Consider the following 22,759-nt stretch of genomic DNA (forward strand, 5'->3'; position numbering starts at 1 on the left):
TCATTCCTAATTAACGATGTCAGGTGTGAAAATAACTTTGATATTAATTTCTTCTTTTTTGAATAGTTCAGTTAAAGCTTCTACCGCTCTTTGATTAGAAACGTGGTACTCGATAGGCGTAGTGCCTGCAGCTTTTAATTGTCTTCTGGCATCCAAAACAGCGATCTTTTGAAATAACTCCACCCTCTCAGGGTCATTTTCCTTAAGAAGACCATTGAGCTCTGTAAAGTTCTTCGCATCGATCAAGGTCCCACTCTTGGAGTCAAAACCATCAAAGTTGACTTTGCCGACCCTATATTCAACATTGCGCGGCGCACCTGTCACTTGCTTCTCGTAGTTATAGGCTGATGGTTTGCTGTTCCCGCGAGGTACTGCAAACCATACGCCCGGTCCCCCATCGCTTGCACCAAGCTTGTAATTGCTCTGACTGGGCGTGGCTCGATAAGGCTTGGGCAGCGCGCACTTGGCGTTGTGCGCCCACACCCAGTCGGGGCCAACAAAATAACTGGGCGTTCTCGCCACCGAAAAATTGTGGACGCGCAGTGGCCGATTGACTTTCTTGTTATCGATGACCAGCACGTCACTGCGCTGCCCGGCGATGACGTCATCTTCGACAATCGCATGTGCCTCGGTCCAACCTTTGCCTTGCACCCACAGCGGATGCTCGTCCGTGACCCTGAGCATGCCCAGGTCCGTGTGCAGCAACCGGTGAGTCGGCGCGATACGGCTGAAGACTTGTTCCACTTCGCGGGCTTTTTCCGCAAAGCTGGTTTCGTTGCGAGAATCGACAAGCTGGCCCACCGAGATGCGTTCTATCGGCTCCGGGCCGTTCGGTGTCATCACGAGTGTGCCCGGCGCGAAGCTGGCGCAACCCAAGTCGGCCTTGATGCTGCGTACCGCATCACTGAGCTTGCCGGCATACTTGGTGAGCCGCGAGGCCAGCTTGAGCATGACGGCGGGACTGGCGTAGCTACCGACGACCTTGCCCAAATTGTAGGAACCGCATTGCGAGGCCTTGGTGATAGCATCGACAGCTTCCTGGCCGAGCAGTTCCCCAATTTTTTCGATGGTTCCTTTGGGATCGTTGTAGAAGGCCTTGCCGAGCTCGACCAATCCACTGATGACTTCCTTGGGGTTGCTGATCAGATCGATCAGATCGCCAATCTGTCCCTTCATACCCTCGAAAAATCCGCGTACAAAGTTGTAGCCATGAACCAAAGTAGATTTGATGCCGTCCCATAACCCACCCCAAAAGCCCTGGTCGCCGGGTGGAGCACCCTGGTTGTCTACGCCGCCTGCTTCGCAAACATCCTCAAGAAAGCGGCAGTTGTATTGTTTGGCATGATCCTCGCGTGCCTTTTTGCTGCCGAAGCAGATGCCATCGACTTTGCAAATTTCCCATTTGATAGCGCTGGGCGCTGGCGAAAGAGGCTGTGTCTGCTGCGCCGCTAAAGCAGTGTGAACTGGCAGTAAGGCTGTCAGTAACATGACCAAAATCATGCAAATCAGCAGGCAGCGCTGGGCGAAGCCGACGCGAGTTGTGCTCAGAAACATGGCGGCGGCTCCCCAGGTGACGGGGCTATCGGCCCACCCGGATCGACCGGCGCTTCCGGATCGTCGGGGTCGTGGGGCGTGGCCGGGTCGCCTGGTGTGGCCGGTCCCGGTTGGCCGGGCTTCGTGGAACCGGCCAGGTTGGCTTCGAAAAATGGCGATTGCATGCGCAGCAGCGCTTCGCTCTGGATGTGGATGCGCCTGCCCGGAAACGCCGCGTTGTTACAGTGAGGCGCGGTGGGCTCGGCGCCGATGCCGAACGGGTTGCGCAGGCCGGGCCCTGCGGTCGCTGGATCGTTGGCGTTGAAGGCGATGTGCAGCATGCGGTCGATCACCGGCACGAGCAGGCGGAAACAGTAGGTCACGCGCACGTGCAGCAGGTTGGCGTCCTGGACCGAGAGGTGGGCGGTGGCGCCGGGGGTGCTGCTGCGGTAGGCCAGGGTGTCGTTGGGCAGCTCCTTGCCGCTGCCGCCATCGAGGCGCGCGCGGCCGAAGTCGGCAAATGCTGCGCGGGTGGGGTTCAGTATCTCGATGCTGGCCAGTGCCGCTGGGCCGGCGGTTTCGGCCGCCGCCTTGTCCAATGCCCTGGCGTAGCCGGCGGCGCCCGGCTGGCTGGCAAACAGTGGCGCGAGGCCGCGCGCGAGCGCGTTGCGCATGGCGCCCACGTCGCCGTTGTGCATGGCGCCGGCGCGGGCGGCCAGCATGGTGGCGTAATTGAGCGTGGCGCGGCCCTGGTACAGCAGCGCCGTTTGCAGGATGCCGAACACCAGCATCACCAGCGCCGGGAAAATGACGATGAACTCGGTGGCGGACTGGCCGCGCTGGTGGTACCGGTGGCGCCGGAAGGTTCGGGCGACATGCCCAGGTACGGGCTGGTGAACGATGCTCATCGCCGCCTCCCTACCGGCAACGCCATGCCCGCCGCGATGCCGCAACGCGCGGCCGTGTCGCTTGCCAGTTCGAGCGTGTACCACGCGCGCCAGCACAGCCGCAGACGGTTGGGCCGTACGCCGGACACCACCCGCAGCACATGGCCGTCGTGGCGCAGGAACACCAGGTCGAGCGAACAGCGCATGCCTGCCGTGTGCACCATATTGCAGGGAGACAGCAGCAGTCCCTGGTGAGAACCGAGCGGCGCACGTCCCAGCAGCCCGCGCAGCCGCGTGACCACGCTGGCGGCCACTTCGACGTCAAGCACCTGTTCGCCGGTAGCGGAGTGAAAGCGCAGGGTAGCCATTGCCGCACCTAGAAATCCACGCCCGATTGCAGGAACTTCATCGCAATCGGGAAAATCAGCACCAGGAAGGTGACCGGAAAAATAAAGGCCACCAGCGGAAAGATCAGTTTGACCGGTGCTTCCATCGCCAGTTGCTCGGCGCGCTGGAAGCGTTCGGCGCGGCGCTGCTCGGCCTGCGCGCGGAAGGTGGCGCCCAGGCTCGCACCCATGCGTTCGGCCTGGATCACGGCGCTGACAAAGCTCGAGATTTGCGGCAGGCGCAGCCGCTCTTCCATGCGTCGCAGCGCTTCGGCGCGCGTAAGGCCGGCGCGCAGGTCGCGCAGCACGAAGGCGAATTCGCTCTTGAGCGGACCAGTCGGCCCCTTGGCCACCGCCTGGGTAATCGCGCCGGCCATGTTCAGGCCCGCCTCCACCGACATCACCAGGAAATCGAGGTACGTCGGCAGCGCCTTGATGATCAGTTTTCGGCGGGTCTTGAGTGCGTCCTTGAGCCACATGCGCGGATACATGAAGCCCACCATGGCCACCAGCAGCACGGCGGTCCAGTTGAACAGGCCGGCGGCAGCGAGCACGCTGGCGGCCAGCACGCCAAAGCCCAGCATGCTGACCACGCACAGGGCGATGAACTGCGCTGCGCTCATCAGGTACAGCAGGCCGGACAGGCGCAACTGCTCGCCGGGGCCGGCCAGCAGCGCGCGCGGGAAGCAGTGGCCCAGGTGGTAGTCGAGCAGGCGGATCAGCGGCCACAGCAGGCGTAGCGGGCGTGGCAGCGGATCGAGCCAGGCGCGGTCCTCAGCGGGCACCTGGCGCTTGAGGCGCACGGCGCTATGGGCCAGCGCCGCCACGCACAGGGCGCAGGCCAGGCCGATCAGCATTGAAAGAAGGATGAGGGCCATGATCACACATCGATCGCGGTGATTTTGCGGATGAAGTGGTAGCCCACGCCCACTGTGCAGACGATCACGGCCATGGTGACCCAGCCGTACCAGGCGTGGAACAGCGGCGCCATTGCCTCCGGTTCCATTACGTTGAGGACCGCGATCAGCAGCAGCGGCAACGCGCTCATGACCAGCCCCTGCATCTTGCCCTGCGCGGTCAGGCTGCGGATCTTGCCTTCCATTTGCAGCCGGGCGCGCAGGGTCTTGGCCAGCGACTCCAGCGTTTCGGCCAGGTTGGCGCCCACTTCGCGCGACAGCGCCATGGCGGCGGTGACCAGCGTCAGGTCGGGCAGCGGCACGCGGCGCTCGAGCGCGCCCAGGGCCACGGCGAAATCGGCGCCCAGGCGCAATTCGCGCTGGAGCAGTTCGAACTCCTGCGATACGGGTGGCGGCGCTTCGGCAGCGACCGCATCGAGCGCCATGCCCAGGCTGGCGCCGGCGCGTAGCGAGCCGGCCATCATCAGCAGCGCGTCGGGCAGTTGCTGCTCGAAGCGACGCAGCCGACGACGGCCAATGAAACGCAGCAGCAGTTGCGGCGCAGCCAGCCCCAGCGCCGCGGCCAGGCCTGCCAGCAGCAGGTTGCCGGTGAGGAGCCAGGCGATGATGGGCGCCACCGCTGCGAGCGCCAGGTTGAGCACGAAGATGCGCTCGGCATCGGTAAAGATGAACATGCCGGCCAGGTCGTTCTGGGCGGCGCTGGCCAGCCGTTGCTGACGGCGCGACAACCAGCGCGTGCCGAAGGACAGGAACAGCCACAGCGACAGCAGCACGGTGATGAAGATTGCGCCGACCAGCAGCGGGGTGGGAATCGCGTGGTTCATCACAGGCTCCTGCTGCCGAAGATCGTGGTATCGACCGGCAGGCCGCGCTTGACCAGGTCCTGGTAAAAGTCGGGAATGTGGCCGGTGGGCGCGAAGTCGCCGCGCACCTTGCCGTCGGCGCCAAAGCCGTCCTGCTCGAAGCGGAAGATGTCTTGCAGCTGGATCAGGCTGCCTTCCATGCCGCTGATCTCGCTGATGTGGGTGACCTTGCGGGTGCCGCAGGAAAACCGCGTCTGTTGCACGATCAGGTTGACGGCCGAGGCGATCTGCTCGCGGATCGCCTGCATCGGAATTTCCAGTCCGCTCATCAGAGTCATCACTTCCAGCCGCGACAGGCAGTCGCGCGGGCTGTTGGCGTGGGCGGTGGTGAGCGAGCCATCGTGGCCGGTGTTCATGGCCTGCAGCATGTCGAGTGCTTCGCCACCGCGGCACTCGCCGACGATGATGCGGTCGGGCCGCATGCGCAGGCAGTTGCGCACCAGGTCGCGAATGGTGACGGCGCCGCGCCCCTCGATATTCGGTGGCCGAGCTTCGAGCGACACCAGGTTGGGCTGGCTCAGCTGTAACTCGGCCGCATCCTCGACGGTGACGATGCGTTCGTTGTCCGGAATGAAATTGGACAACACGTTGAGCAGCGTAGTTTTGCCGGACCCGGTGCCGCCCGACACCACGATATTGGCGCGCAGCCGCACCGCCACCCGCAAAAATCCGACCATCGCTTCGTTGAGGGCGCCAAAGCGCAGCAGGTCGTCGGTTCCGAGTTTGCGGCGCGAAAATTTGCGGATCGTCAGGCTCGGCCCCTTGATGGCCAGCGGCGCAATCACCGCGTTGACGCGCGAGCCGTCTTTCAGGCGCGCATCAACCATCGGCGAGCTTTCGTCGATGCGCCGGCCGAGCGGCGAGACAATGCGCTCGATCGCCGCCAGCACCGCCGCATCGTTGGAAAACGAGATGTGCGAGCGGGTCAGCACACCGTCGCGTTCGATAAAGATATCGTTGTGGCGGTTGACCATGATTTCGCTGACCTGCTCGTCGGCCAGCAGCGCTTCCAGGGGACCCAGGCCGACGATCTCGTTGAGCACCACGTCGCACAATTCTTCGCGCAGCGCGCGCAGCGGGCTGAAGGTGTCGTCGGTGTCGATCAGTTCCTCGATCAGCTTTTGCACAGCGGCGCGTAACTCGGCATCGGCCATGCGCGCCACGTTGACGCGGCGCAGATCCATGGCGCCGATCAGCTTGCGGTGCAGGGCGGCGCGCAGCAGCATGCCGTCGGGATTTTCCAGCGCGCCCAGTATCGGTGCCGGATGGCTTGCTGGCGCTGGCACGCCGTCGATGACAGCGACCGGATCAGGCGTGGAGCGCAGCCGCGCCCGCACCGTGTAGTCGCCCAGTGCGATCTCGTCGTTGGCCGCGAGCGGGCCGTACTGGCGCACGTCGTTGCCATTGACGCGCACCGGCGCCATGCCACCGGCATCCGCCAGGTGCAGGCCATCGTCGCGCATGGAGAACGCCAGCTGGCGGCGGCCGATGCGCCAGCCGGTGAGCGGCACCACGCTGCCCTCGTCCTTGCCGACAAAGCAGTGCGGACCGGGACTGCTGCCCTGGCCGACAGGCGCGCCGCGCCGGGCGACTTCGATGCAGATGATCGGGGGCATGGCGGCTCCTTCACGGCTGCGGTGGCAGCGTTGATGGCGGCACTGGTGCGGCCGATGCCGGCGGTTTCGAAGGCGCCGACGTTGGTGACGGCACCGCCTGCAGCGACTGCGTTGGAGGAATCGACGGTAGTGTCGGCACCGCCTGCAGCGACTGCGCCGGAGGAATCGACGGTACCGGCTGCTGTGCAGAAGCCGGCGGCACTGGCTCACCGGATGGTTCGGGCGCCGGGAATGGCGGATGGCTTTGCCGCAATTGCTCGAGCTTGTCGCCGAATTCGCCGATATGGGCCTCGCCACGCTGGCGTAACTGCTGCGCCAGGCCGTCGCCGGGCGCGATGATTTCCGGCTCCAGCAGTACCACCAGCTCGGTGCGGTTGGTGCGGAAGTCGTCCGAGCGGAACAGGCGGCCCAGGATTGGAATGCGGCTCAGCGCCGGCACGCGTTCGATGGCGGTGGACATTTCGCTGTTGACCAGGCCGGACAGGGCAATCATCTCGCCGGCTTTCAGGCTCACCTCGGTGGCGGTGCTGCGCGTGATGAAGCCGGGAATGCCTGCCACCGACACGGCCGGGTCGATCTGTGACAGTTCGGTGGAAATCTTGGCGGTGATGACGTCGGCCGCATCGATCTGCGGTTCGATGGCCAGGATGATGCCGTACGGCTTGAACTCGACCGTGGTGGCGCCGAACGCGCCGGCCAGCGGGATCGGCACCTCGCCGCCCACTTGCAGGCGCGCCTTGCCGCCGCTCTTGGCGGTCAGTTCGGGCGAGGCCAGCAGCCGCACGTCGCCGTTCGAAATGCCCAGGTTCAGGCGCGAGGTAATGGTAGTGGCCAGCCCGAGGAAGGCGCCGTCGCGCGCGCTGCCGATTTGACGAAACGGCGGTACGGCAGCGAGCAAATCGTCGCCGGCCTCGCGCTGGCGGCCGTCCCGGTACACGCCGGTGGCGCGCGCCACGCCAGTCAGGCCCAGCACCGGGCCGTTGGCGCTCTTGGCCCAGTTGATGCCGATCTGTTCCAGCAACGAGCGCTTCACTTCCACGAAATGCAGGCGGAACAGCACCGAGCGCGTGTGCGACGTGCCCTGGTCTTCGCGCACATTGAAGACGATGTTGGGCGTGCCGGCCAGGCTGGTGGTCAGCCGTTGCAGCACGTCCTTGTGGGCCACGCCGCCAAGCACCAGTTCCGCGCCCACCTGTTCCACATGGACGCCGGCCACGCCGCGCGTGAGGGCATCGACCTTGGCGCGCACCTCGAGCAGGTCGCGCGGCACCACCTGCACCCGCCACGCGTGGACGGTGGTGTCGGTCCAGACCAGCAGCGTGGTCGTGCCGACCTGCTCGGCGATCAGCAGCAGCTTGCCGTCCACGGTGGTGGTGCTGAGCAGGTTGCCGCTGCCCAGCGCCACGCGCACGACCTTGCCGGCGACGGGCAGCAGGCGGATGTCGCCGGCGGCCAGCGTGAGCGGTTCGGTGGCGCGGTAATCGAGCGCAGGTCGCGGCGGTTTGACGGCGTTGGCGGCAAAGGCCGGTGTCGGCGCCGGGATCAGCAGCACGATGCTGGCGACCAGGGACAGGATGCGATGGAGGTTCATGTTAGGGCCTGCCAGGTTGGGTGTCGCGCAGTGCCGGGATCGGCTGTGGCGGGGAAGCGGGCGCAGATTGCTGCGGCGCGGGCTGCATTGTCGGAGCAGTAAATGCTGGCTGCGCCTGTGGCAGCGGCGCGGACAACAACGGCGAGGACGGTAACGACAGCATCTGCGACAGTGAAGGAGAAGCCATCCCGGGCGGCAGCGCTCCGGTCGGCAACGCCGCAGTCGTTAACGACGCCGGCGGCCCCAACGACGTTGGCATGGCAACCGGCGCCAGCATGCCGCCGCTGGCTCTGGCGCCGCCGACAATGAATTCGATACTGCTGTCGCGGCCGCGCTCCGCAGGCATCAGGTGGGCGCCCCGCAGCGGCGCCAGCGCCAGCGCTTCGCGGTCGAGCTTGCCGCGCAGGACCACGCGGAAGCTGCCCAGGCGCTGGCCCACCATCAGCCTGGCCGCCTGGCGCGGCGATACCAGCAGGGTGATGGAATCGAACTGGCGCTCCTCGGGCGGCGCGCCTTCCACCTCGCCGGGGCGCGCCAACTTGCTGGCCTGCTGGCCGGGTGTGTTGTCGGGCTCCCGGAATTGGCGGCCGGTAGCCAGCACCACCATGTCCTGCATGAACAGCGTGGCCTGTTCCAGCGATTTTTCGTCCACCGGCGCGCGTTCGTGGCGCGGCCTGGCCGCCTTCGAGATCAGGAAGATATCGACCCGGTGTTGCGGCCGCAGCGTGTGGGCGATCGAATTGAGGTTGTCGATATCGATGGTCATCGCGCGCTGGCCTGCAGGCACCACGGCTGCCACGTCATTGACTTCCGGCTGTTGCAGGTCGCTCAGTTGCACCGGGCGGCCGCGCAAGACCGGGCGTGCCAGGCGCAACCCTTCCATCGACGGAAAATCATCGGCCAGCAGCGTGTCGGGATAGACCAGGTCGTCCTCGACCGGACGCGCCACGAAGTGGTTGCTGCTCAACAGCGTGCCGGCCTTGGCATCCTGCTTGGGCACCACCACGCGCACCGTCACCGGCGCCTTTTGCTGCGAGCGCTCGGCCAGCTCGTTCTTGATGGCCGTCTCGCGCTGCTGCAAGTACAAATAGGCCAGCAGCGCCACGCCGGCGGCCAGCGCCACTGCCAGGCCCAGCAGCAGCGCCGGATGCGTCAGGCGCGCGATGATCTTGGTGGGAGGGGCCATGGCTCATACGCTCAGCGAAATCGCATAGGAATAGGCCGCGTACGCATCCTTCAACGCGGCCACCAGCGCGTGCACCGGCGACGACGGGTGTGTGGCCGCCACCAGCGCCACCACCACGAACAGCAGCACCACCACGTATTCGGTCATCGCCTGACCGCAATGAGGATCGTGACGAACAAGCGATTTCATAGCGCCTCCACGGCGGTAAGGATGATCTGGCTCGGACCGTCGGGCCAGATGACGATGCTGATCTGGCGCCGGTCGCGCTGGGCGGTGATGAAGGTCATGCCGGCGCCGCGCTGCCGGTCGTCGATGTCGTGCGCGCGCGTGGCGCGCCAGCCGCCGGCGGCCAGCTGCTGCATGTAAAACTGGCGCAGCTGCGGCACCGGCATGCGCGAATGCAGCGCCATCGTCACGCCGCGCCGGCCATCGTCGTTGCTGGCCACCGATGACGCCAGCGCCGCCCCCGGCGGCAGCGGCACGCCCAGCGCGGCCGGGGTCACCGCGCGCAAGGAGGCCGTCGCCTTGCGGCCGCGCGACAGGTAGCCAAAGCTCCCCTTGCTACCTTGCGGCACCAGTTGCAAGGTCACCAGGCAGTCACCGCCCAGGGCGGAGAGCACTTGCCAGCCGGCGGTGGCGTCGCGCCGAACGGCGTGGCCGGCCGCACGCCATTGCTGTTCGGTACGATCCAGGATGGTGGCGAGATCTTCCTTGCCTTGCACCTGGCGGATGTCGAGCCCCAGGCCGGCGCTGGCGACGTTGCTGGCAACCGGCACCGCGCTCAGGCCGGGCGGGATGCCGGCCGGGCACGGTTGCGCGCTGCCTGGTGCGGCCAGGCAGCATCCGAGGGCGAGAAGAAGTAATGAGGAAGGGGATGGCATGGCAATCTTCCGGTCACTGTTGCAAGGCCGGCGCGACGGGGCCGGGTTTGACCGCGCCGCATGCGCGGCTGATAAGGGTCCAGCGTTCGGTGTGGGTGTGACGAATGGCTGGCTGGCGGGTGTCGATGCCTGCCATGACCTCGATCGCCTTGCGCGCGCTGGCGCGCTCCTTGGCGGTACGGGCAGTTTGCAAGTCGCGGTTCAATGCTGCGCGTACCCGCGCAATGTCCGCTGCCGCCTGCGCATCGCGTTCGGTTTTGATGCGGCGCACTTGCCTGGCCTGTTCACGCTGCTCGGGCGTACCGGTAGCTTCCAGCAATTCCGGCACGCCCCACGCGTCGCCCGGCAGGGACACCGGCTGGGCGACGTCAAAGGCGTTTTCCCAGGTCGTGTCGCTGAGCTTGCGCACGATGCTGGTCATGCGGCCAATGGAACATTGGTCCACCATGGTCAGAGTGTTGCCGTCGAGCGTCAAGGACAGGTTTTTACAGGCGTGTGGCGCGGCAAAGGTGGCTGATTCGGGCACGACCTGCTGGCCCATCCGTCGGCAGGTCGTGCTGCGCCCGCCAGTGGTGGTGGTGACCCTGTGGTTCTCGCCGGTGTCGGTGGTCGTCGTGACCGTGCCGGTAGCACCATTCTTGTGATCGGTGATTGTCACGGGTGTATCCAGGTGCCGGGTGATGCCCTGGCCGGCTTCGAGGCGGTAGAGCCCTGGCGGTGGCAGCATGTTCAGCATCTCGGGCGTGAAGGCCGGCGGCGCAGCGCCGGCGGCACTGCCGGTCAGCGCAACTGCGGCCGCGAACAAGGGAACGATGGTGAGCACGATCAGCCTCTCTAGTAGCGGTTACTTGAGCCGGTCGTCCGGCACCTGGTCGACACTGACCTTGCCGACCTCGATGGTGGCGGTGGCGCCGTCCCAGGGCAGCATCGCCAGCCTGGCGGCCGTGATCGGCGCGCCCAGCCCCTGGGCGGTGGGCACCATCTTTTCCACCATGGCGCGCGTGCCGCTGCGGGCGTTGGCGGCCCAGGTGTTGGACAGGATGGTGCCACTGGCGGTGAAGGCGATGCCTTGCCACGGTGTACCGGACCACAGCCGCTGGTACGCTGCGCTGTTCTTGGCTACCCGGTCGATCGATACCTCGGCCACAACCAACGATTCGACCGGCAACGGCGGCACGAAATTGACCAGTCCCTTGACGCTGACGTTGTGCAGGGTGTCGATGACGGCGCCGGCGATATCGGTGTCCGGCTTGACGGCAGCAATGTCGCCTTCGATCTGCGAGCGGTTGTCGAGGTAGCGCGTGCCCGCATGGTCTTGCCACAACGGGTCGCTACCGTTATCGAACGCGGTAGCGTTGCGATCGGTGGCGCGGATCACGGCGCCGGCCTGGCGGTCATGGATCAGCCGCAGCGCGATTTCGTTGTTGATTTCCTCGGACGATTTCTGGTTGGGGTCGTGCAGGGTATTGAAGCCGGTGGCCGATGGTTCATACCAGACCGTGCGCTCCCAGGCGGCGTAGCGCGCTGCCATGGTGGTGGTGTGCTGCACATCGGCTAGCTTGGCCAGCGCGGTCACCGCGATGAACAGCGGTATCAGCACGAACATGGCCGCCACCAGGAATTCCACCATGGCCTGGCCATGCTGGCGGACAAACCTGCGGCGGGCCGGGCCGATCACTGGGCAGCCCATGATGCGCTCCGGTCTGCCACGCTGCGATCACTCAGGCGCGCCTGCCAGTACGGGCTGAACAGGTTGGCGACTTCGGTCTTGCCGTCGCTGCGGCCCCAGCCGGCGCGCGTCAAACCGGCGCCATCGGCTTTGCTGCGATAAAAATACGATTGCGCCGCTGCCAGCGTGCGCAGCGTGTCGCCGCGCATGCCGTCCTGCAGCCGCAAGGCGTCGCTGCCGGGCAGCAGTTTGCCGCTGGTGTGGATGGTGCTGCCCGTGCGCTCGGCTTCGATGGTGACGGCATAGGCGCCGCCGTTGCGCTCCGGTGTCTGGTCGGCGGGCGTGATGGTGGGATTGCGCGCGTCGCGGTAGTAGTTTTGCAGGCCGCCTGCGGTGTCGAGCGAAGTGCCCGGCCCCTGCTCATAGCGCATTTTTGCCGGCACAAACGTGAGCGGCGAAATCAGCGCGGCGCCGTAATGGTCGCTGGCAGCAGGGTTGTTGCGGTAACCGGTGTCATCGCTGTAGCCGCCGCTCCTGCCGGCCACCGCACCGCCGGAGCCGCCGACGATGTCGTCGTCGATCAGAGGCCAGGACGTGGTGGTGTAGCAGATGCCGGTCCAGCACGGATACCAGAATGTGCATGTGGCAAAGCCACCGCCCAGCGTGGCGTCCAGCGACAGCCAGCGTTTTTTGTCGCTGCCGAGGAAGCTGCCGCCCGCGTGGGCAAACGCAAAAAAAGTACTCGAGTAGGCGTGGTTGGGCAGCAGCTTGCATGGTTTGACTTCCGTGAAACGCCAGCGCGCCGTTGGCGTGGAGGGTCTGTTGCGGGTAAAACCATCGGTCGAATTGCTGCTGACCGTAACGTCGGCAAAGCGGTCGGCAACTGCCGAGGGATCGTTGGCGCGATGCTGGCGGGTAGCGTTACCCCAGGCTTGCACTTGCAAGGCGGTACGGCCGACCAGGAATGCCCCCGAGGTCAACTGCGCTTGCGGGTCGTTGCGCTTGATGGCCTCGTCCGCCACCTGCGCCATGTTGATTGCCGTGGCCACGTGGTGCGCTTGCTGCGCCACCTCGAACGCCTTGATCAGCGCGTCGAGACCGGTGACTGCCGGTCCCGCAAAGGCAGAAAAGGCGGAATGGGTTGTGGCGATCGGCAGGTTCTCGGCAAACTCCCATTCAGGCTTGTTATCCGGAAGCAGGGCCTCGAGACTCAACACCGCCCCATCCATCCGCTTGCGCGTGGCCGCCGCATCTTCCAGATACGATTTAAGGCTGGCAATTTGCACCACGGCCACCTGGTTGGCGACCATGGCGCGGTTCAGATAGGCGGAAAAATTGTGATCGCGCGCCTGCAGGACGCCGGCGCTGTAAGCGCCGGCGTCGGCGGCGTTTTGCAAACGGGTTTTGGTATTGGCCAATATGCCGCTATTAAATAAAACCAGGGTCATCAGCGCGGTGGCGATGCCGAGTAACAAGGTAAGTACCATGGCCTGGCCGCGCTGGCGCCATGATGAATACGCTTTGGGCCGCTGGCCGCACATGATGGGCTCGTATTTATACGTAAATATTTAATGTCGGTATTTTCTGAATTAATTTCCGGCATCGTTATCCTTGTTATATTCGGACATGCCTTTTTTGGTATTGGCGCGGGTGGCGGCGGTTTGCGCCGTGGTGCCGGCGGCCTGGATCTGCGCCTGGGCCGGTTTGCCTGCCACTTCGTTGGCCAGGCCCGACGTCTGGTTGCGGATGGTTTGGCCGAAGACCGAGTACACGCCGATGGCGGCCACGGCAATCATGGCGACGATGATCACGTATTCCATCATCCCCTGGCCGCGTTGGTGCTGTGAAAATAAATTGTTCATGATAATGACTCCTTAAATCAAAATGAGCGAAATGCCGATTCATGGTGATTTTTAAAGCCGGAGCAGTCAATATCAGGCGAATGAGGTGGCTCAACCGTGGCGCAGCACGTATTTCCGCCCTTTTGTGATATGGGCGGATTGCTGGAATTAATTAGTTGCTGGAATCGAAGCGAATATTATTTATCGCTATTTCTACGCAGCCATCGAGCGCCGTGGCGCACATAACTGCAATGGAAACCAGCAAAATTAAATTCGATTCTGGAGCCGGCCGGCAAGTTGCCGCAGCGACAGCAGACGCACTGCATGGGAGCGCTACCCGAGCCGACTTTTTCACGTCCGTGTTGCGTTCCCACGTCAGCTTTGTTCGTAAAAACTTTTCATGAGCAAATCTTTATTCGGGAATCAGGTTCGCGTTCCGATCAACTGCACTGCAGCAATTTTTGCTGATGACGTTCACCTTGCCGCCCTGCTATGATCGAACGCTTGTGCGCTGCGCAATGGGAGCTCTCCCGCTGCGGCAGCATTCCCTTGGCGTTTAATGAAAGAGATCGACATGGCCCGTCCCCACCTGTTGCTTGTTGCCGCCGCGCTTGGCATCGCCTTTGCGCAACCTGTCCTGGCAGCTGCGCCTGCTGCTTCGCCATTGGCCGGCAACCCGCTGGCCACTGCCAGCACCTTGCCGTTCCAGTACCCGGCCTTCGACAAGATCAAGGATGAGCATTTCCTGCCTGCGTACGCCGAGGGCATGAAGATCCACCTGAAGGAAATCACGGCGATCGCCAACAACAAGGCGCCCGCCAGTTTTGAGAACACCATCGTGGCGATGGAAAAATCGGGCGCGCTGCTCACCCGCGTGCAAACCACGTTCGGCAACCTGCAAGGCGCCAACACCAACGACAAGCTCGATGCGATCGACAGCGAAATGTCGCCCAAGCTGGCCGCCCACCAGGACGCCATCTATTTGAATCCGAAACTGTATGCGCGCGTGAAGGCGCTGTACGACAAGCGCGACGCGTTGAAACTCGATGCCGAATCGAAGCACCTGCTCGAGCGCTACCACACCGACTTCGTGCGCGCCGGCGCCAAGCTGTCCGCTGCCGACAAGGAAAAGCTCAAAGAGCTCAACGGCAAGCTGGCCACGCTGCAAACCAGTTTCACCCAGAATGTACTGAAAGAAATCAACGCCTCGGCGCTGGTGGTCGATACCCGCGAAGAACTCGATGGCATGAGCGCGGCCGAGATCGACGCAGCCGCTGCGGCCGCCAAGGCCCAGGGCAAGGACGGCAAGTTCGTCGTCGCCCTGGTCAACACCACCGGCCAGCCGCCGCTGGCCGTGCTCACCAAGCGCAAGGTGCGCCAGAAGCTGATGGCCGTCTCGCTCGAGCGCGGCAGCCACGGCAGCCAGTTCGACAACCGCCAACTGGTGCTGCAAATCGTTAAGGCCCGCGCCGAAAAAGCCACCTTGCTCGGCTATGAAAACTACGCCGCCTACTCGCTGGAAGACCAGACCGCGCACGACACCGCTGCCGTCAACAAGCTGCTGACCGAACTGGCCACGCCAGCGGTCAACAACGCCAAAAAAGAGGCCGCCGACCTGCAAGCCGTGGTCGATGCCGACAAGCAGAATTTCAAGATCAGCGCCGGCGACTGGGCCTATTACACCGACAAGGTGCGCGCCCAGCGCTTCGCCTTCGACGAGAGCCAGCTCAAACCGTACTTCGAACTCGACAACGTCTTGATCAACGGCGTGTTCTTTGCCGCGACCAAGCTCTACGGGATCACGTTCAAGGAACGCAAGGACCTGCCGGTGTACAACCCGGACGTGCGCGTGTTCGACGTGTTCGATGCCGACGGCAAGCAGCTGGCGATCTTCCTGGCCGACATGTACGCGCGCGGCAACAAGCAGGGCGGCGCCTGGATGAACGAATACATCTCGCAATCGTCGCTGCTGGGCACCAAGTCGGTCGTGGCCAACCACCTCAACATTCCGAAGCCGCCAGCGGGCGAACCGACGCTGCTGACCTACGACGAAGTGACCACCGCCTTCCACGAATTCGGCCACGCCCTGCACGGCATGTTCTCGAACGTGAAGTACCCGCGCTTCTCGGGCACCAGCGTGCCGCGCGACTTCGTCGAGTACCCGTCGCAGGTCAACGAAATGTGGGCGATCTGGCCCGAAGTGCTGGCCAACTACGCCAAGCACTACAAGACCGGTGCGCCGATGCCGAAAGAGCTGCTCGACAAGGTCATCGCGTCGAAGAAATTTAACCAGGGCTTCAAGACCACCGAGTACCTGTCGGCGTCGCTGCTGGACCAGCGCTGGCACCAGCTGACGCCGGCGCAAATCCCGACCGACGTGCTGGCCTTCGAAGCGAAGTCGCTCAAGGACATGGGTGTCGATTTTGCGCCGGTGCCGCCGCGCTACCGCACCACGTACTTCTCGCACAGCTTCTCGGGCGGCTATTCGGCCGGCTACTACGCCTACCTGTGGTCGGAAAAGCTCGATGCCGACACCGTCGAATGGTTCAAGGAAAAGGGCGGCTTAAAGCGCGAAAACGGCGACTGGTTCCGCAGCAAGCTGCTCTCGCGCGGCGGCACCGACGACGCCATGAATTTGTTCCGCAACTTCCGTGGCCGCGATCCGGTCATCGAGCCGTTGCTTGAGCGCCGCGGTTTGACCGGCAAGTAATTTGACCATTACCCCACCAATCGATGGGGTCGGACCCCGCAATCGATGGGGTCGGACCCCGTACGGGGTCCGACCCCGGCGCGGTGCGGGGTAATATTTTTTTGTATCGAAGGGACACCATGATTCGACATAACCTGATCATCGCCGCCAGCATCGCTGCCATCTGCAGCGTTGCCCATGCCGCCACCGCGGAACCTGCGACGATGCTTGCGGCGAGCAATCCGTTCGCCAAGGTCAGCCCGCTGCAATACGGCTATCCGCAATTCGACAAGATCAAGGACGAGGACTACGCGCCCGCCTTTGAAGAAGGCATGCGCCAGCAAGCGGCCGAGATCGAGAAAATCGCCAACAACAAGGCGCCCGCCACGTTCGACAACACCATCGTGGCGATGGAAAAATCGGGCCGCCTGCTGGCGCGCGTCTCGAGCGTGTTCGGCAACCTGTCCGGCGCCAACACCAACGACACCTTCAAGGCCCTGGAACGCGACCTCTCGCCCAAGCGCTCCGCGCACGGCGACGCCATCCGCCTGAACGCCAAGCTGTACGCCCGCATCAAGTCGCTGTACGACAAGCGCGACACCCTGAAACTGGACGCCGAATCGAAGTACCTGCTCGAGCGCTACCACACCGACTTCGTCCGCGCCGGCGCCAAGCTCTCGGCCGCCGACAAGGACAAACTGAAGGCCATGAATGCGCAACTGGCCAAGCTGCAAACCACGTTCGCGCAAAACGTGCTCGAAGAAGCCAACGCCTCGGCGCTGATCGTCGATACCCGCGCCGAGCTGGCCGGCATGACCGACAAGGCCATCGACGCTGCCGCCAAGGTCGCTGCCGCGCGCGGCCTGGAAGGCAAGTTCGCCATTCCGGTCGTCAACACCACCGGCCAGGCCAACCTGGCCGTGCTGACCAACCGCGCCGTGCGCGAGCGCCTGATGGCCGCATCGCTGGCACGCGGCAGCCACGGCGGCAAGTTCGACAACACCGCCGTGGTGCTGGAACTGGCCAAGCTGCGCGCCGAAAAAGCGGCACTGCTCGGCTACGCCAGCTTTGCCGCCTATTCGCTCGAAGACCAGACCGCGCGCACGCCGGAAGCGGTCAACGAACTGCTGTCCGCGTTTGCCCGCCCGGCTGTTGCCAATGCGAAAAAAGAAGGCGCCGAAATCCAGCAAGTGATCGACAAGGAGAATGGCGGCTTCCAGCTAGCCGCCCACGACTGGTCGTTCTACAGCGACAAGGTCCGCGCCGAGCGCTTCAATTTCGACCAGAACCAGCTCAAACCGTACTTTGAACTCAACAGCGTGCTGGTCAACGGCGTATTCTTTGCCGCCAACCAGGTCTATGGTCTGACCTTCAAGGAACGCAAGGATCTGCCGGTGTATAACCCGGATGTGCGCACCTTCGACGTGTTCGATGCCGACGGCAAGCATCTGGCCATCTTCATCGCCGACTTTTACGCGCGCGGCAACAAGCGCGGCGGCGCCTGGATGAATGCCTACGTCTCGCAATCGTCGCTGATGGGCACCCACCCGGTAGTTGCCAATCATCTCAACATTCCGAAGCCGGCCGACGGCGAACCGACGCTGCTGACCTACGACGAACTGCGCACGCTATTCCACGAGTTCGGCCACGCGCTGCACGGCATGTTCTCGAACGTGAAATACCCGCGCTTCTCGGGCACCAGCGTACCGCGCGACTTCGTCGAATTCCCGTCGCAGGTCAACGAGATGTGGGCGACCGAGCCGAAGGTGCTGGCCAACTACGCCAAGCACTACCAGACCGGCGCGGCGATGCCGCAGGAATTGCTCGATAAAGTGATCGCGTCGAAGAAATTCAACGAAGGCTTCCGCACCACCGAGTACCTGGGCGCGGCCATCCTGGACCAGAAATGGCACCAGCTGGGCGTTTCGCAGATCCCGGCCGACGTGCTGGGCTTCGAGGCCGCGTCGCTCAAGGCCGCCGGCGTCGACTACGCGCCGGTGCCGCCACGGTACCGCACCACGTACTTCTCGCACGTGTTCTCGGGCGGCTACTCGGCCGGCTACTATGGCTACCTGTGGGCCGAGCGCCTCGACGCCGAAACGGTGTTGTGGTTCAACGAAAACGGCGGCATGCTGCGCAAGAACGGCGACTACTTCCGCAAGATGCTGCTGTCCAAGGGCGGCACCATGGATGCGATGCAGATGTTCCGCGAGTTCCGTGGCCATGATCCGAAGGTGGAGCCGTTGCTCGAGCGCCGTGGATTGACCGAGAAGTAAATGAGGCCACCTCAACGGGTTCGTCAGTCGAGCCAGAACTCGTTGAGGTCGTCTTCGTAGTCTTTATTCGGGTATCGCGGCTGTTTGCTTGGCCGGACCGGCATCGGGAATCCATGCTTGCGGGTCCAGGCCTGCATGTCGGGAATCACGCCCGGCTGTTCCCCGCCCGGGCACTCGTGCAGGCATAACCACTGCTTGCCTTGCATGCCGATGATCGGCGTGGGGCCATCCTCAAAGCGCGCCCAGCCCACCACCTCGCCGATAAAGTTTCCTTTTTTTGAATACGTGGTGACGTCGATATAGGGTTCTTTCTGGTAGAGCTGGGCGGTCCATTCGCGGCAGCCGACGTTTCCCCGGCGATTCGATTTGTTCCAATCGTCTTGGTAGCGAAGAATGTCGGTGAATGTGCATAAAGCTGGCGAAAAGCTGACGTCGCCGGGTATGCCTTGGTTCCATTCGGCAAATGATATAGGCTTGAATTCGGTTTCTGCTTGCGTTATTAAAACAAATGATAAGATGCTAGAAATTTTTACGACCAGCCCCTTGAAGGGTGCTTCCTGATTCTGGACATTTCCTTTTTGATCAAAAAATATTATAGCAGTCGCAATATCCGATTTTTTGGTCGGAATGATTTTTTGAATGCCGGGCAGGAACTCGTAGATATCATGGTAAACGTCGTCCCCTCCCGTTTTTCTGTCATTCTCATTATATTTGGTCGATTCTTTGATATACATATCCATGTATTTCTTTGAGTCGATAAACAATACGTACCGCAATTCCCATTTTTTCTCAATCCAATCTCTTGACGGACGCCGTTCGCCAGATGGGGTGGCATAAGCTGCATTTGCGCACATAAGAACTAATGCTATATGGTGGATTAGAATTTTTTTCATAAAATATTTGGGTCCATGATAGTAATGTGAAGATCATCTTCATGGCGGCGGCGGCGCCCCGCGCCGGAATGTGCAGTTGCAACTGGACCGACTTCAGACCTGCATAGATGCGCAACACTGCATCCCGGATTTCCAGCGGTATGTCCTTCGCTAGCATCGCATCGGCCTCCGCCTCCGTGTACCGGTAAGAGATTTCATCCAGATATCGCCGGTCAGCGACGCCTCATAGGTGTCCAACCTGCGCGGGCCGGGCGTTGGCGATTTATGCTGTGATGGAACGATCACGGGGTCGTCACGCAGCAGCCCTTTTTTTCTCTGTAATCTTGATATGCACATCCTTGGCGCCAACCACCACCTCGTAGACTGGACTTTGTCGGAATTTGGGATGGACATCGCTGTTGAGAAACAGGGCAACGCGGCTGCCTGGCTCGGCTTGCAGGGTGATCTTGCGGCTGGCGCCGAGTTTGCGCACGGTACTGGCGCCTTCCAGCACCTTGCCGTTGAGCGATACGCAGTAGGGAAGGGCCAGGTCGCGTTTGGTAGCGCTGGTATCGAACTCGTAGCAGACATTGCAGCGGGTGCAGACCTGGACGTTGCAGGTGTCCCGTTCGACAGTCTTGGTGACCGTGGCGGCTGGTGATGGCTGCGTCACGGTGCCTCGCCATCTTGCGGGCCATCGCACACCTCTGTCTTGCGATGCAATTTAACTGTGGCTTTCTCCAGACTGTTGGCGTTTAGTATGGACAGATTGTTGGGTATCAATGGACTCTTCATTGGCTCATGGCTCCAGAATTCGTTGAGGTTGTCCTTGTAGTTTTCGTCTGGTTATCGCATTCGCCACGCTCAATTGACAGAATTCCTCGTCATAGTCTTTATTGGGGTACAGTGGCTGTTTAGCTGGCGGAACGGGCATTGGGAAACCGTGCTTGCGGGTCCAGACCTGAATGTCCGGTATTATCCCGGGTTGCTCCCCGGCAGGGCATTCATGCAAGCACAGCCACTGCTTACCCTGCATGCCGATGATCGGAGTGGGACCATCCTCGAAACGCGCCCAGCCCACTACTTCGCCAATGAAGTTTCCCTTGCTGGAGTAGGTTGTGACATTGATATAAGGCGTCTTCTGATAGAGTTGGGCAGCCCATTCGCGACAACCGACGTGGCCTCTGCGGTCGGTAGGTTGCCAATTGTCGCGGTACCGGTCAGTGTCTGTTGTTACGCATACACCGGGCAAAAATTTAACGTCGCCGTACAAGCCTTGATCCCAGTCTGCAAACCAATAGGGCTTAGCAGTATTTTTTCCTCCGATAAGTATGAGTGCGGCGTTACGCGATAGTTTGGCCTTATATTCGGAAAGTGGCCGTTCCATATTCAATATTTTTCCGCTCGAATCAAAATAAATAGCAGCAGTCGCGATTGTTGAACCCTTTGACGGCTGAGTTTTAATGATATTTCCAAGTAGCTCTTTTGCATCTCTATAGATGTAGTCCTTACCGTCCCTTTCATCCTGCGCATTGAAAAGCCTGGATGTTTCCACTTCAACTCTCATTTTTTTTTCGGAATCTATAAAGATCACATATCGTAATCTCCAATCAATATCTAACCAGTCTCGTGACGATTTTTGGATTGACCCTGTGGGCAAGGGCGAGGCATAGCTCATATAGAAAGTGCCAAGGAAAAGTAGGATTGAAATCACGACTTTCATAAAATATGTGAGTCCTTAATGGTGATGTGGAGATGATTTGCGTGAAGGGATTCGTTTGCTGATAACTGGGTATTGGGAGTCTTCAGGCTGAGATCCTTTGTATTTGCGTCCATATACCAAGGATCGAAAATTTGGCTAACATGAATATGTTTTTCAAGACGCTGCCGTAAGATGCTTACGAGCGCAGGTTCACCCGTTTCCAGTGCCTGTTCCCATTCGCGTTTGGCTTCTTTTTTAATTAAGTTCGTGGTTGGTTGCACAGGACTTTTGCTCGACAATTTATCTGATTCGATAAATTTTTTATAATGGAACTGTTCCGTTTGAGTGATATTCGGATTGGCCACACCTGTTACTAAACCGATCCGGTTCAGTTTGATTGTCTGGTGATCATTGGCGATGGCCACCACATCCAATCCCAATCCCGCCCGATGCACGATCGATCCAAGCATCGGACGCCAGCACGACGTCACCGAAATATCATTCACCCCTGCGGCATATGCCTCCGTCATGAGCGCGGCAAAAGCGTGGGGATGGGTACGCGGTAATACGTCTCGCAACAAAGAGCACGACGTGATGTTCTTTGTCGCGTTGTCCGCCTCCTGAAAGCGCAAATTCATCTTCATGGCGGCGGCGGCGCCCCGCGCCGGAATGTGCAGTTGCAACTGGACCGACTTCAGACCTGCATAGATGCGCAACACTGCATCCCGGATTTCCAGCGGTATGTCCTTCGCTAGCATCTCATCGGCCTCTGCCTCCGTGTACCGGTGAGAAATTTTCATCCAGATATCGCCGGTCAGCGACGCCTCATAAGTGTCCAACCTGCGCGGGCCGGGCGTTGGCGATTTATGCTGTGATGGAACGATCACGGGGCCGTCACGTAGCTGCCCCTTTTTCTCTGTAATCTTGATATGCACATCATTGGCGCCAACCACCACCTCGTAGACTGGACTTTGTCGGAATTTGGGATGGACATCGCTGTTGAGAAACAGGGCAATGCGGCTGCCTGGCTCGGCTTGCAGAGTGATCTTGCGGCTGGCGCCGAGTTTGCGCACGGTACCAGCGCCTTCCAGCACCTTGCCGTTGAGCGATACCCGGTAGGGCAGGGCCAGGTCGCGGTTGGTTAGCCGGGTGTCGAATTCATAGCAGACGTTGCAGCGGATGCAGACCGGGACGGTGCAGGTGTCCCGGTCGACGGTCTTGGTGACCGTGGCGGCAGGGGATGGCCAGGTCATGACGGCTCACCATCGCGCTGATCGTCGGGCACTTCGGTTTCCCAGTGGAGCTCGACCGTGTCCGCTTCCTGGCTGGTAGCGCACTGGGTCTTGCCGTCTGCATCGGTCACGCCGCGCAGGATGGTGCCGTCGGCCAGCACCATGCGGTAAGCCAGGCCTGCGACCGGTTCCCCGGTGTACTGGTCCACTGCCCTGAACGAGGCGCCGTAACTGGTCTCCGCCTTGGCAGCTTTGGGCGCTTCGGTAGCGCCGGACTCGGCACCTCCGCCCCCGCCATCGGCAACGAACACCAGCTGCTGGGTGGCGATCAGCTTGGCGCCGCACGCGGTTTTCATGCCGTCTACCGCGGTGCCTTTGCCGGTGTAGTGATGAAAATCGAGTCCCTCGCTGATGGGGAAGTTGCCCTTGCACTTGGGGCAGAAGGTCATGTGGCCCTTGTATGCCACCAGCTTTCCATTGATTTTCATCGCCGGATTGCCTTCCAGGACCTTGCCGCCGTGGCTGGTGGGGTCGCCCTGGCAAATGACTGCGCGCATGGCTTGCTCCGCTCGGTAAAAGTTTCACTGTAGACACTCGGACCGGCAGCGAATTGACAAG

The 22,759-nt window shown here is 62.0% G+C and carries 21 protein-coding genes; 2 read left to right on the forward strand and 19 right to left on the reverse strand.

Annotated features, from left to right (window positions below; all coding sequences use genetic code 11):
* Positions 1-6: 6 nt before the first annotated feature.
* The 14 genes from SR858_RS27085 to SR858_RS27150 are packed head-to-tail and all read right to left on the reverse strand — an operon-like array spanning position 7 to position 13,391.
* Positions 7-1,554 (reverse strand): polymorphic toxin-type HINT domain-containing protein, encoded by a 1,548-nt coding sequence (locus SR858_RS27085; protein ID WP_051120390.1) that lies wholly within the window; start codon positions 1,552-1,554, stop codon positions 7-9.
* A complete protein-coding gene (locus SR858_RS27090; RefSeq protein ID WP_019924091.1) occupies positions 1,545-2,441 on the reverse strand; it encodes a TadE/TadG family type IV pilus assembly protein in 897 nt (298 codons plus the stop codon). Before SR858_RS27090 ends, SR858_RS27085 begins: the two co-directional genes overlap by 10 nt.
* Positions 2,438-2,788 (reverse strand): DUF192 domain-containing protein, encoded by a 351-nt coding sequence (locus tag SR858_RS27095; protein ID WP_019924090.1) that lies wholly within the window; start codon positions 2,786-2,788, stop codon positions 2,438-2,440. Before SR858_RS27095 ends, SR858_RS27090 begins: the two co-directional genes overlap by 4 nt.
* 8 nt (positions 2,789-2,796) lie before the next feature.
* Positions 2,797-3,684 (reverse strand): type II secretion system F family protein, encoded by an 888-nt coding sequence (locus SR858_RS27100; RefSeq protein WP_040378119.1) that lies wholly within the window; start codon positions 3,682-3,684, stop codon positions 2,797-2,799.
* A gap of 2 nt (positions 3,685-3,686) precedes the next feature.
* The gene (locus tag SR858_RS27105; protein WP_019924088.1) at positions 3,687-4,547 is read right to left on the reverse strand and encodes a type II secretion system F family protein; all 861 of its coding nucleotides are present in this window, start codon (positions 4,545-4,547) and stop codon (positions 3,687-3,689) included.
* A complete protein-coding gene (locus tag SR858_RS27110) occupies positions 4,547-6,202 on the reverse strand; it encodes an ATPase, T2SS/T4P/T4SS family (protein ID WP_019924087.1) in 1,656 nt (551 codons plus the stop codon). The genes SR858_RS27105 and SR858_RS27110 overlap by 1 nt, the downstream gene beginning before the upstream one ends.
* A 10-nt stretch (positions 6,203-6,212) precedes the next feature.
* The gene (locus tag SR858_RS27115; RefSeq protein WP_019924086.1) at positions 6,213-7,793 is read right to left on the reverse strand and encodes a pilus assembly protein N-terminal domain-containing protein; all 1,581 of its coding nucleotides are present in this window, start codon (positions 7,791-7,793) and stop codon (positions 6,213-6,215) included.
* A 1-nt stretch (position 7,794) separates the two neighbouring features.
* Positions 7,795-8,979 carry a Flp pilus assembly protein CpaB gene (gene cpaB, locus SR858_RS27120; RefSeq protein ID WP_019924085.1) on the reverse strand — a complete coding sequence of 395 codons (1,185 nt, stop codon included), beginning with the start codon at positions 8,977-8,979 and terminating at the stop codon, positions 7,795-7,797.
* 3 nt (positions 8,980-8,982) lie between these two features.
* Positions 8,983-9,168, reverse strand: a complete 186-nt coding sequence (locus SR858_RS27125; protein WP_154820074.1) for a hypothetical protein — start codon at positions 9,166-9,168, stop codon at positions 8,983-8,985.
* Entirely contained in the window at positions 9,165-9,860 is a 696-nt protein-coding gene (locus tag SR858_RS27130) for a hypothetical protein (RefSeq protein WP_154820073.1), read from the reverse strand. The genes SR858_RS27125 and SR858_RS27130 overlap by 4 nt, the downstream gene beginning before the upstream one ends.
* Before the next feature lie 13 nt (positions 9,861-9,873).
* The gene (locus SR858_RS27135; protein WP_154820072.1) at positions 9,874-10,683 is read right to left on the reverse strand and encodes a hypothetical protein; all 810 of its coding nucleotides are present in this window, start codon (positions 10,681-10,683) and stop codon (positions 9,874-9,876) included.
* Between the two features lie 21 nt (positions 10,684-10,704).
* On the reverse strand, positions 10,705-11,550 hold the full coding sequence (locus tag SR858_RS27140) for a hypothetical protein (protein ID WP_019924081.1): 846 nt from the start codon (positions 11,548-11,550) through the stop codon (positions 10,705-10,707).
* A complete protein-coding gene (locus tag SR858_RS27145) occupies positions 11,535-13,070 on the reverse strand; it encodes a pilus assembly protein TadG-related protein (RefSeq protein ID WP_019924080.1) in 1,536 nt (511 codons plus the stop codon). Before SR858_RS27145 ends, SR858_RS27140 begins: the two co-directional genes overlap by 16 nt.
* 48 nt (positions 13,071-13,118) lie before the next feature.
* Positions 13,119-13,391, reverse strand: a complete 273-nt coding sequence (locus SR858_RS27150; RefSeq protein ID WP_019924079.1) for a Flp family type IVb pilin — start codon at positions 13,389-13,391, stop codon at positions 13,119-13,121.
* 553 nt (positions 13,392-13,944) lie between these two features.
* Between SR858_RS27150 and SR858_RS27155 the strand changes: the two genes are divergently transcribed.
* Both SR858_RS27155 and SR858_RS27160 read left to right on the forward strand, forming a co-directional pair.
* Positions 13,945-16,080 carry a M3 family metallopeptidase gene (locus SR858_RS27155; protein ID WP_040378122.1) on the forward strand — a complete coding sequence of 712 codons (2,136 nt, stop codon included), beginning with the start codon at positions 13,945-13,947 and terminating at the stop codon, positions 16,078-16,080.
* A gap of 119 nt (positions 16,081-16,199) precedes the next feature.
* The gene (locus tag SR858_RS27160; protein WP_019924077.1) at positions 16,200-18,335 is read left to right on the forward strand and encodes a M3 family metallopeptidase; all 2,136 of its coding nucleotides are present in this window, start codon (positions 16,200-16,202) and stop codon (positions 18,333-18,335) included.
* A 23-nt stretch (positions 18,336-18,358) separates the two neighbouring features.
* Here the strand turns inward: SR858_RS27160 and SR858_RS27165 are convergent, their stop codons facing one another.
* From SR858_RS27165 to SR858_RS27185, 5 genes are all read right to left on the reverse strand, one after another.
* Positions 18,359-19,228 carry a hypothetical protein gene (locus SR858_RS27165; RefSeq protein WP_154820071.1) on the reverse strand — a complete coding sequence of 290 codons (870 nt, stop codon included), beginning with the start codon at positions 19,226-19,228 and terminating at the stop codon, positions 18,359-18,361.
* 292 nt (positions 19,229-19,520) lie between these two features.
* The gene (locus SR858_RS27170; RefSeq protein WP_019924075.1) at positions 19,521-19,880 is read right to left on the reverse strand and encodes a hypothetical protein; all 360 of its coding nucleotides are present in this window, start codon (positions 19,878-19,880) and stop codon (positions 19,521-19,523) included.
* Positions 19,881-20,006: 126 nt separating this feature from the next.
* Positions 20,007-20,930, reverse strand: a complete 924-nt coding sequence (locus SR858_RS27175; protein ID WP_154820070.1) for a hypothetical protein — start codon at positions 20,928-20,930, stop codon at positions 20,007-20,009.
* The gene (locus SR858_RS27180; RefSeq protein WP_154820069.1) at positions 20,927-22,162 is read right to left on the reverse strand and encodes a hypothetical protein; all 1,236 of its coding nucleotides are present in this window, start codon (positions 22,160-22,162) and stop codon (positions 20,927-20,929) included. Before SR858_RS27180 ends, SR858_RS27175 begins: the two co-directional genes overlap by 4 nt.
* Positions 22,159-22,698, reverse strand: coding sequence for a PAAR domain-containing protein (locus SR858_RS27185; RefSeq protein WP_019924569.1), 540 nt, complete (start codon positions 22,696-22,698; stop codon positions 22,159-22,161). Before SR858_RS27185 ends, SR858_RS27180 begins: the two co-directional genes overlap by 4 nt.
* Positions 22,699-22,759 lie beyond the last annotated feature (61 nt).

Source organism: Duganella zoogloeoides, from assembly GCF_034479515.1.
Classification (GTDB): Bacteria; Pseudomonadota; Gammaproteobacteria; order Burkholderiales; family Burkholderiaceae_D; genus Rugamonas; species Rugamonas zoogloeoides.

Bases quoted from the DNA above. Each gene is read 5' to 3' on its own strand.
- SR858_RS27085 (WP_051120390.1), bottom strand. From the start codon at position 1,554: ATGTTTCTGAGCACAACTCGCGTCGGCTTCGCCCAGCGCTGCCTGCTG.
- SR858_RS27090 (WP_019924091.1), bottom strand. From the start codon at position 2,441: ATGAGCATCGTTCACCAGCCCGTACCTGGGCATGTCGCCCGAACCTTC.
- SR858_RS27095 (WP_019924090.1), bottom strand. From the start codon at position 2,788: ATGGCTACCCTGCGCTTTCACTCCGCTACCGGCGAACAGGTGCTTGAC.
- SR858_RS27100 (WP_040378119.1), bottom strand. From the start codon at position 3,684: ATGGCCCTCATCCTTCTTTCAATGCTGATCGGCCTGGCCTGCGCCCTG.
- SR858_RS27105 (WP_019924088.1), bottom strand. From the start codon at position 4,547: ATGAACCACGCGATTCCCACCCCGCTGCTGGTCGGCGCAATCTTCATC.
- SR858_RS27110 (WP_019924087.1), bottom strand. From the start codon at position 6,202: ATGCCCCCGATCATCTGCATCGAAGTCGCCCGGCGCGGCGCGCCTGTC.
- SR858_RS27115 (WP_019924086.1), bottom strand. From the start codon at position 7,793: ATGAACCTCCATCGCATCCTGTCCCTGGTCGCCAGCATCGTGCTGCTG.
- cpaB (WP_019924085.1), bottom strand. From the start codon at position 8,979: ATGGCCCCTCCCACCAAGATCATCGCGCGCCTGACGCATCCGGCGCTG.
- SR858_RS27125 (WP_154820074.1), bottom strand. From the start codon at position 9,168: ATGAAATCGCTTGTTCGTCACGATCCTCATTGCGGTCAGGCGATGACC.
- SR858_RS27130 (WP_154820073.1), bottom strand. From the start codon at position 9,860: ATGCCATCCCCTTCCTCATTACTTCTTCTCGCCCTCGGATGCTGCCTG.
- SR858_RS27140 (WP_019924081.1), bottom strand. From the start codon at position 11,550: ATGGGCTGCCCAGTGATCGGCCCGGCCCGCCGCAGGTTTGTCCGCCAG.
- SR858_RS27145 (WP_019924080.1), bottom strand. From the start codon at position 13,070: ATGTGCGGCCAGCGGCCCAAAGCGTATTCATCATGGCGCCAGCGCGGC.
- SR858_RS27150 (WP_019924079.1), bottom strand. From the start codon at position 13,391: ATGAACAATTTATTTTCACAGCACCAACGCGGCCAGGGGATGATGGAA.
- SR858_RS27155 (WP_040378122.1), top strand. From the start codon at position 13,945: ATGGCCCGTCCCCACCTGTTGCTTGTTGCCGCCGCGCTTGGCATCGCC.
- SR858_RS27160 (WP_019924077.1), top strand. From the start codon at position 16,200: ATGATTCGACATAACCTGATCATCGCCGCCAGCATCGCTGCCATCTGC.
- SR858_RS27165 (WP_154820071.1), bottom strand. From the start codon at position 19,228: ATGAAAAAAATTCTAATCCACCATATAGCATTAGTTCTTATGTGCGCA.
- SR858_RS27175 (WP_154820070.1), bottom strand. From the start codon at position 20,930: ATGAAAGTCGTGATTTCAATCCTACTTTTCCTTGGCACTTTCTATATG.
- SR858_RS27180 (WP_154820069.1), bottom strand. From the start codon at position 22,162: ATGACCTGGCCATCCCCTGCCGCCACGGTCACCAAGACCGTCGACCGG.
- SR858_RS27185 (WP_019924569.1), bottom strand. From the start codon at position 22,698: ATGCGCGCAGTCATTTGCCAGGGCGACCCCACCAGCCACGGCGGCAAG.